The following is a 3,012-nucleotide window of genomic DNA, read 5'->3' as shown; positions in this document are numbered from 1 at the left end:
ACCCTTTTCACACTGCTGGTGATGCTCCTGGGAGCCAGTGGTGAAGCCCTTGCCCACGCCGTTGCTGAAGGCGACAAAGGGTACATCCAGGAGATCTATGGCGTTCACCTGATCTCATTCGGCTATCTCGGTGCCAAGCACATGGTGACGGGGTATGACCACATCCTGTTTTTGCTAGGGGTGATCTTTTTCCTCTATCGAATGCAGCATATCGCCATCTACGTCAGCCTCTTCGCCATCGGTCACTCTACGACCATGCTGCTGGGGGTGTACTTTAATATCGGCATCAATAGCTACCTCATCGATGCCATCATCGGTCTCTCCGTTGTCTACAAGGCACTCGATAACATCGGTGCTTATCAGCGCTGGTTCGGCTTTCAGCCCAATACCAAGGTGGCGACGTTGGTCTTCGGCCTGTTCCATGGCTTTGGATTGTCGAGCAAGATCATTGAGTACGATATCTCTTCTGATGGATTGGTCCCCAATCTCCTGGCGTTCAACGTTGGGGTAGAGATCGGCCAGCTACTGGCCCTAAGTGCCATCCTTATCGTGATGGGGTTCTGGCGAAGCACCAATGGCTTCTTACGCCACGCCTATACCGCTAACGTCGCCATGATGTGCGCTGGCTTTATGCTGGTCGGTTATCAGCTCACCGGCTATTTCATCGCCTAATTCAGGAGAGACCCAAATGTACAATACCGATCTTCCTACCCGTGCTGAGTTACCTTCGACGGGTAAATTACTTCGATCTACGTTGCTGGCGGCGGTAATAGCTATTGCCCTGTTGGTCACCGTGGTGCTGCCCGCAGAGTATGCCATCGACCCCACCGGCGCGGGCCGCTTGTTGGGGCTGACCGAGATGGGTGAAATCAAGGCCCAACTGGCCGAGGAGGCCGAGCTTGACCAGGCTAATGACGAAGCCGCTGCCATGCAGGCATCACAACCCACTGCACCTCAAGAATCAGCAAGTGATAACCAGCCCACGGCTGCAAACACTGCTGCTCAACAAGCATCAGATGTAGAGCCGGAGCAAGTAGCCTCCTCGGTATCTGACCAAGAGATGGTGCAGCCCGAGGCTAGCTTAGCGCTTGCTGACGCTTTGGCCGCTGAGGAGGCAGCCTCCCAGGCAACTGAAGAAGCTGCCACATGGGGCGATGAAGTGAGCTTCACCCTCACACCGGGCGAGGGCACCGAGTACAAGCTGACGATGGAAGAAGGCGCTGTCGCGACATTCGCTTGGGCTTCCGATGGGGGGCCACTTAATTTCGACACACACGGTGACGGAAATGGCAACTCGATTAGCTATGAGAAAGGACGCGGCGTGCCCGAAGATGAGGGTGAACTGGAAGCCGCGTTCACCGGTAACCACGGTTGGTTCTTTCGTAATCGCAATGATAACGACGTGACCGTGATGTTGCGTGTTGGAGGGGACTATGGGGAGCTGAATAAGGTTCTCTAAAGCAGTGGCCCCTAGCGCTCTCCTGAGCGTTAGGGGCCTTTGCCATCAGCGTCGCTACATTGATGGGGAAACCGTCTACAGAATTAGATGAGATAGTGGTCGTTGGGTTATCTGATTTAATATAATATTTAGGCATATATGCGAAATATCTGAAAGTCTTCTATTGGCCGGTTAGCGACGGTCTGATTCCTACCATCGCTATACAAACGGGACTATCCGGTATTACTCAGTGGTTACGCGTACTGAAAGCTACATAAAACGTAAAACAAGCGATAGGCCGGGTTAAGCATATCCGCCCTGGCGAATATGGGCTATGTACGCGATTACCTCGTAAGCTTTTCCTTGAGCGGCTAGTTGCTGGGCTGTCTGTCCACCGAGGGCCGAAATGGGATATGTTTGATACCATGCCCAGGCGGAGGATCGAGAGCCTGCCCAAGGTTCGATCTGGTCCAAAATAGTTTGAATTAACTTTTCTCGATCTTGCCTTTCGTTCTGGTAATCGCGGTAGCGGGCCCATACAAGGCCGGCTCCGAACATGAGTAGAGCGGAGAAAAGAATGCCGAGAGGGAGAAGTATAGCCAAAGCATCAGGCGATAAAGATGGCATGTCTAGACTCTCCTTCGGTGTTTAGGGTTCGCATTATGACTTGTTTCGTTAAGATAAAAATTTCCGAAACGAGGGTGATTATCTTTGAGACAGCCTCGTTTAAATAACGGCATCCAGGCCGACCGTAGTTGGATAATCTACGCTCGTCGCGGTTATCTATAAATTTATCATATTCAACCAGCCGTGTGGTTTTGGCCAGGTACTGCTCAAGCCACCTATTGCCCGTCTGGCGCTAGGTCGTGATTCTATCGGCTCCTTTTGGCCTTCAAGTACCACGTGCAACCTGTCGGCGATTAGCGTTAAAGTGAACCAAATCAATAAATTAAGAAAGATAAATATACTTCAGGTGGCTGGCTACGATGGCTATACGAAAAATAAGTGATTTGAACCCGGTTTTTAATGGTGAAAACGTTGTCGAATGGCAATCGCCAGCGGGTACAAGGTTTCGTTACGAGCGGGATCGCTGTGCAGTGGGTCAGGAAATGTTGCCAGGAAGCGAAGTGTACGATTGGTACGTGCTGGCTAAGAGTGATCTTAGCCATGCCAAGAGAATGGTGTTCCGATTAATTAATGAAGATGAGTTCTGAACATTACAACAAAGAGCCATTTCGTAGAGGCCGTTCGGGTCGGCGCTGAATAAGAGCAATCAATACACTAAATTGCGTTGCTCGGATGGAAGTAGATAGCTTTGTGCCTGCTTGAGTATTGTTATGCACGTTGCAGACCTACCGCAAAAATGCCACCTCAAACAACTATCGAGTCACATCTCTCATCGTAGAAACGGCTATCGTCCTTAATTAAATCGTCCCTTATTAGCCTTACGAGGGTTAGGTAAACGTATAGAAGACATCTTAGGGAGCAAGGTTATCGGCTCGCACTGTAATGTCGCTGCGATCCTATACAGCATCTCAATGGTGATGCTCACTTCTCCACGCTCTATCCTTCCC

General features: G+C 50.7%; 4 protein-coding genes. 3 read left to right on the top strand and 1 reads right to left on the bottom strand.

Annotated features, from left to right (window positions below):
- The first annotated feature begins 12 nt into the window (after window positions 1-12).
- Both V8L70_RS22655 and V8L70_RS22650 read left to right on the top strand, forming a co-directional pair.
- Window positions 13-672 (top strand): HupE/UreJ family protein, encoded by a 660-nt coding sequence (locus tag V8L70_RS22655; RefSeq protein ID WP_336270697.1) that lies wholly within the window; start codon window positions 13-15, stop codon window positions 670-672.
- Between the two features lie 16 nt (window positions 673-688).
- Window positions 689-1,459 (top strand): hypothetical protein, encoded by a 771-nt coding sequence (locus V8L70_RS22650; RefSeq protein ID WP_022522210.1) that lies wholly within the window; start codon window positions 689-691, stop codon window positions 1,457-1,459.
- A 282-nt stretch (window positions 1,460-1,741) separates the two neighbouring features.
- Here the strand turns inward: V8L70_RS22650 and V8L70_RS22645 are convergent, their stop codons facing one another.
- Window positions 1,742-2,065, bottom strand: a complete 324-nt coding sequence (locus V8L70_RS22645) for a hypothetical protein (protein WP_053856994.1) — start codon at window positions 2,063-2,065, stop codon at window positions 1,742-1,744.
- Window positions 2,066-2,424: 359 nt separating this feature from the next.
- On the opposite strand from V8L70_RS22645, the gene V8L70_RS22640 reads away from it, so the two are divergent.
- Window positions 2,425-2,652: a hypothetical protein gene (locus V8L70_RS22640; RefSeq protein WP_022522212.1), complete on the top strand. Its 228-nt coding sequence runs from the start codon at window positions 2,425-2,427 to the stop codon at window positions 2,650-2,652.
- Window positions 2,653-3,012 lie beyond the last annotated feature (360 nt).

Origin of the sequence: Vreelandella arctica, assembly GCF_037070215.1 — a bacterium.
GTDB lineage: Bacteria > Pseudomonadota > Gammaproteobacteria > Pseudomonadales > Halomonadaceae > Vreelandella > Vreelandella arctica.
Note: the sequence above shows the minus strand (reverse complement) of the source record. Positions and strands in the feature narration are given on the sequence as shown.